At 58.6% G+C, this 4,931-nt stretch carries 5 protein-coding genes and 2 pseudogenes; 4 read left to right on the top strand and 3 right to left on the bottom strand.

Annotated elements, in window-relative coordinates; genetic code table 11:
• Positions 1–193, bottom strand: a pseudogene (locus CW742_RS07190) (argininosuccinate lyase); the annotation flags it as partial.
• 42 nt (positions 194–235) lie between these two features.
• The gene (locus CW742_RS07185) at positions 236–769 is read right to left on the bottom strand and encodes a helix-turn-helix domain-containing protein (RefSeq protein ID WP_292418454.1); all 534 of its coding nucleotides are present in this window, start codon (positions 767–769) and stop codon (positions 236–238) included.
• A gap of 198 nt (positions 770–967) precedes the next feature.
• Here CW742_RS07185 and CW742_RS07180 point away from each other — a divergent pair, with 198 nt between their 5' ends.
• The 4 genes from CW742_RS07180 to CW742_RS07165 all read left to right on the top strand — a co-directional run bounded on the left by CW742_RS07180 (position 968) and on the right by CW742_RS07165 (position 4,442).
• A complete protein-coding gene (locus CW742_RS07180) occupies positions 968–1,966 on the top strand; it encodes an ABC transporter substrate-binding protein (protein WP_292418453.1) in 999 nt (332 codons plus the stop codon).
• Between the two features lie 78 nt (positions 1,967–2,044).
• Entirely contained in the window at positions 2,045–2,830 is a 786-nt protein-coding gene (locus tag CW742_RS07175) for an ABC transporter permease (RefSeq protein ID WP_292418451.1), read from the top strand.
• A gap of 1 nt (position 2,831) precedes the next feature.
• The gene (locus CW742_RS07170) at positions 2,832–3,593 is read left to right on the top strand and encodes an ABC transporter ATP-binding protein (RefSeq protein WP_292418449.1); all 762 of its coding nucleotides are present in this window, start codon (positions 2,832–2,834) and stop codon (positions 3,591–3,593) included.
• A 126-nt stretch (positions 3,594–3,719) separates the two neighbouring features.
• Positions 3,720–4,442, top strand: a complete 723-nt coding sequence (locus tag CW742_RS07165) for a 50S ribosomal protein L16 (RefSeq protein ID WP_342764864.1) — start codon at positions 3,720–3,722, stop codon at positions 4,440–4,442.
• A gap of 142 nt (positions 4,443–4,584) precedes the next feature.
• On the opposite strand, the pseudogene CW742_RS07160 reads toward CW742_RS07165, so the two are convergent.
• Positions 4,585–4,931 (bottom strand): annotated as a pseudogene (locus CW742_RS07160) (hypothetical protein); the annotation flags it as partial.

Here is a 4,931-nt window from a genome sequence, read left to right as displayed (position 1 = left end):
GCACGTTTACGATTTGCTTTGTTGTTTTCCGCTCATTGATCTTCTGCCGGTCCAGCATCAGCACGTGGGCAATGTCCTCCTGGAGGTCTGCTTCCGCGATATACCGGTCCGCGTCCATCGATGAGAGGAACTCCTGCATGTCGGAGTCCCGTTCCCCGGCAAGACGCCCCCGCCGTACAACATCCGTTCGCATCCGTTCACCCTTTAATTACCGGTATTATTGGTCATATACTGATTAAAGCCACGCCTTGCGTGCCGCAAGCTCGATCGCCTGCTGCACGGACTCCCGGGGAATGATGGTTGCAACCGGCACATGCACGAGCTGCTCGATAATGCTTGATACGATCGGGGCGCAGACGATCGCGATCGCTCCCTCGCGCTCGGCCCGGACCGCCGCAACGATCGCGTCCTCCATGGTGTGGACGGGATACTCCCTCACCCGCATCCGGTGCCCGTCGATCTCCGCCATCCGCTCCTCCACGCTCTCCAGCACCGGGCGTGCTGCGATGAGGCCGATGAAGTCCTCGTTGCCCACGTGGTAGAGCTGCCGCAGGGCCTTTACAATCGCCCGCAACGTCGAGAGGTTGGGCGAGCGCCTCCCGTGCAGGATCTTGTAGAGCGAGCTCTGGGCGATCCCGCTCTTGTCCGAGAGCTCCCGCACGCTGATCCGCAGGTCGTGTTTGAGGAGGTCGTTTAAGGCCGTAACGAACTCCTCGTCCGAGATGAGCGCAGCGCGCACGATCCGGTCAATCGGGTCCACTTGTGCCATATAACAGATACAAATGGGCCAACCCATGAAAAATATTTCCTTTTTGTCCTAAAATGTGCATGGGGAAAACCGGGAAAACTGGACAGTTATACTAAAAAACATCTCCTATTGTATAATTTTTCTTATTTTTTATGACAAAAAGAGAGAATAAATGGCCGAATCGGGTAGTTTTTAATAATGCCCGGACAACACTCCGGTATGAAATCTCCTGCAATCATGGCAATCGTATCCATCGCGGTTGTCCTCCTCCTGGTCACGGCCGGCTGCACCCAGCCCTCCGACACCAAGACCAGCAAAGCACCCGTCGACGAACTCGTCATCGGCTACCAGCCCAGCACTCACCAGATGGCCTTTATCACCGCCATGGAGAAGGGCTGGTGGCAGCAGGACCTCGCTCCGCTCGGCGTAAAGAAAGTCTCCGACAAGGTCTTCCCGAGCGGCCCGTCCGAGATGCAGGCCATGCAGGCCGGCGAACTTGATGTCGCCTATGTCGGCGCAGCCCCGTTCCTGACCGCGGTCAGCACCGGCCTTGACGCCAAGATCGTTGCCGGTGTCAACACCCAGGGCTCCGATCTGGTTGTGAGGAGCGGTCTCGACTACACGGGCCCCGAGAGCCTGAAGGGCAAGACCATCGGCACGTTTGCTGTCGGAAGCATCCAGGACACCATCCTCCGCGACTGGCTCAAGAAGAACAATATCGATCCGGTAAAGGATGTCACGATCGCTCCCATGTCACCGGGCGATGCAGTAACGGCTATCCTTGCCGGCAAGGTCGATGCAGTCTTCCTCCCGACCCCATCCCCGAGCACCATCGTCAACCAGGGTAAGGGTAAAATCGTGGTCCACTCCGGTGAGATGTATCCCGATCACACCTGCTGTGTTCTCGTAGTAAGCGGCAAGCTGATCCGTGAGCACCCCGAGATCGTGAAGCAGATCATCGCAACAAACGACAAGGCGGTTGCCTGGAACCTCCAGAACCCTGACGAAGCCGCAGTAATCTATGCCACCAAGACCAGTGCAAAGCTTGATGATGTCAAGGCCTCCCTTGCGGAATGGGATGGCAGCTGGGCATCGGACCCGAACATCATCGTGGAACCCGTCCTGACCTATGCAAAGATCCAGTACGATCTCGGGTACATCAAGAAGCAGCTCTCAAAGGACGAGATCTTCGACCTCTCGTTCTACCAGAAGAGCTGAAATCAACCAACCTTTTTTTCCCTTGAGGATCTTACTTATACAGGATAATCCGGGATACCGGATAGTGCAGGGAGCACCATGGGAAGGTTTGTGAAGAATGACAGGGACTGGCGGCTTGGCGTGCTCGCAGTCGCGCTCGCGCTCATTGCCTGGCAGTTTATTGCCGCAGTCATCATCCGCTACCCGTTCATCCTTCCCGCTCCGACAGATGTTGCGCTGGCATTTGTCAGCCTGGTTGCAAAGGGCGACATCTTCATCGACCTTGGGACGAGTCTCGTCCACTTCGCCATAGGCCTTGGCCTTGCGCTTCTTGTTGGCATCCCGCTTGGGATCATCATGGGCTGGAACCGACGGGTCGAGGCGCTGGTCGATCCACTGATCGAGCTCCTCCGCCCCATCCCCCCGCTTGCCTGGATCCCGTTTGCCATCATCTGGTTCGGGCTCACCTCGTTCTCGGCCGGGTTCATCATCTTCATCGGGGCGGTCTTTCCCATCATTATCAACACCTACAGCGGCTTCCGGGGCGTGCCCCGCGTCTTCGTGGAGGCCGGCAAGATGCTCGGGTGTACAAAGGATCGCGACCTGGTCCGGTACATCGCCTTCCCGGCAGCCCTGCCGTCCGTGGCAGCCGGGATCCGGATCGCGACCGGTGTTGGCTGGATGTGTCTTGTTGCAGCAGAGCTCTTCGGGGTCTCGAACTTCGGCCTTGGCCAGAAGCTCTGGTTCTACTACTCCCTCCACCAGATGGACAGCGTTGTCGTGTACATGATCCTGCTGGGCCTCATCGGCCTTGCGTTTGACATGATCTTCCGGTCCTACGTGGACAAGAAGTTCCTGAAGTGGCGGACCGGGGAGGTGGCATAAGATGGGCGACCTCGTGATACAAAGCCTGAACCAGTCGTTCCCGCGCGATGACGGGTCGCGGCTCGTTGTGCTGGAGAACCTGGGACTTACGGTGAAGGACAAGGAGTTTGTCTGTATCCTTGGCTCTTCGGGCTGCGGCAAGACCACGCTGCTCCGCATGATTGCCGGCCTCGATACGGCAGAGTCCGGCTCGATCGTGCTTGACGGTGAGGAGATCAGGGGCCCGAACCCGAAAGTCGGCATGGTCTTCCAGGAATACTCGCTTTTCCCGTGGCGGACCGTCATCGACAACATCGCGTTCGGCCTCGAGATGCGGGGAATGCCAAAGGAGGAACGTTACCGGGTTGCAGAAGAGTACCTGGAGCTGGTCAACCTCAGCCAGTTCCGGGACAGTTTCCCCTCGGAGCTCTCGGGCGGGATGCGGCAGCGGGTGGCCGTTGCCCGGGCGCTGGCGCTCGACCCGGTCGTGCTTTTGATGGACGAGCCGTTTGGGGCGCTCGATGCGCAGACAAGGAACAAGCTCCAGATCGAGCTCCTCGAGATCTGGGAGAAGACAAAAAAGACGGTGGTCTTCATCACTCACAGTGTGGACGAGGCGGTCTTCCTCTCTGACCGGGTTGTTGTTCTGACACCCCGGCCGGGCCGGATCTGCCAGGTGTACGAGATCCGGCTCCCCCGGCCCCGCGACCGCACAAGCCCGGAGTTTGCGGAGATCCGGCGCCAGGTCCTTGACCTTATAAACCAGCACTGTAGTATCCAGTAAGGTTTAATACGGCACATATCCATTTTATACAAGCAGTTTGAGGAGCGTACCGGTACCGATATCTGTCTTTAATACCTGATATTCCGGACCGCTTTTTCAACATTTACGCATTTGGAGTTGGACGCGATGGTTAGAAAACCGGCAAAGATGTACAGGGACGTTGCCAAGAAGGCCTACACACGGCGCGAATACATGGGCGGTGTCCCCGGGAACAAGATCGTGCAGTTCGAGATGGGCAACCTCTCGCAGGAATTCCCGACTGAAGTTGACCTGATTGTTGAAGAGGCCTGCCAGATCCGGCACAGCTCCTTAGAGGCTGCCCGCATCACCATCAACCGCCGGCTCTTAAAGGACGTCGGCCGGTCCAACTTCCACTTCAAGGTCCGCGTCTTCCCCCACCATGTCCTGCGCGAGAACAAGCAGGCAACCGGCGCCGGTGCCGACCGTGTCTCGGAAGGGATGCGCCTCGCCTTTGGCAAGGCCGTCGGAACCGCGGCCCGCGTCACCGCTGGTCAGGCAGTCCTGACCGTCTTCTCTACCGCCCAGTACCTCGAGAAGGTCAAGGACGCAATGCGCCACGGCGCCCACAAGCTCCCGAGCCCGGCTCACCTGAAGGTCAAGGAGATCAAGGTCAGCGGCAGGGTTATTGCAGCACCGAAACTTGTCGGAGAGAAGGTCGTTGCAGCACCGGTTGTTACCGAAGAGGCAGCAGCAGCCGAGCCGGCAAAGGACGCCAAGGGTGCGGCCCCGGCAAAGGGCGGTAAGGAAGCCGCACCGGCAAAGGGCGGTGCCCCGGCCAAGGCCGACGACAAGAAGGGTGCAGCCCCGGCAAAGGGCGGCAAGAAGTAATATTTTTCTTTTCTCATCCCCGTTTTTCGTTCTTTTTCACCAGTATCTCTTCCGCTCGGAGCGGTTGCTGGTTGTCTCGTGGAAAGCCGGCCAGGGAAGGAGGATCGGGATTTTTCCGGAATCAGCCCCTCCCCCGGGCACCTCACCCGTACCCGATGAACCCGGCAATCCCCCGCTTCCGTGCCCCGAAGTAGATCTCCCGCTCGCTCATAGTGGAGACATCCTCGATGGTGAAATGCACGTCGGGATAGCCGGTCTTGAGCACCTCAAGCAACCTGCCGGCCTCTTTTCTTGGCACCATGCTGATGAGGATGGCAACTGCCGGCACGAACTGGCCCGAACCGTTGATCCGCGTTGTGCCGTACCCGAGGTCCCCGAGATGGCGAATGAGCGGTTCAGGGTCGTGTGTGCAGAAGATCCGGACAATGACGGTGCCAAGGCCGATCCAGGACTCGATGGTCATCCCAAGGAGCGTCCCGATCCCATACC

It is taken from the genome of Methanoregula sp. (assembly GCF_002835825.1).
Lineage (GTDB): Archaea > Halobacteriota > Methanomicrobia > Methanomicrobiales > Methanospirillaceae > Methanoregula.
Note: the sequence above shows the minus strand (reverse complement) of the source record. Positions and strands in the feature narration are given on the sequence as shown.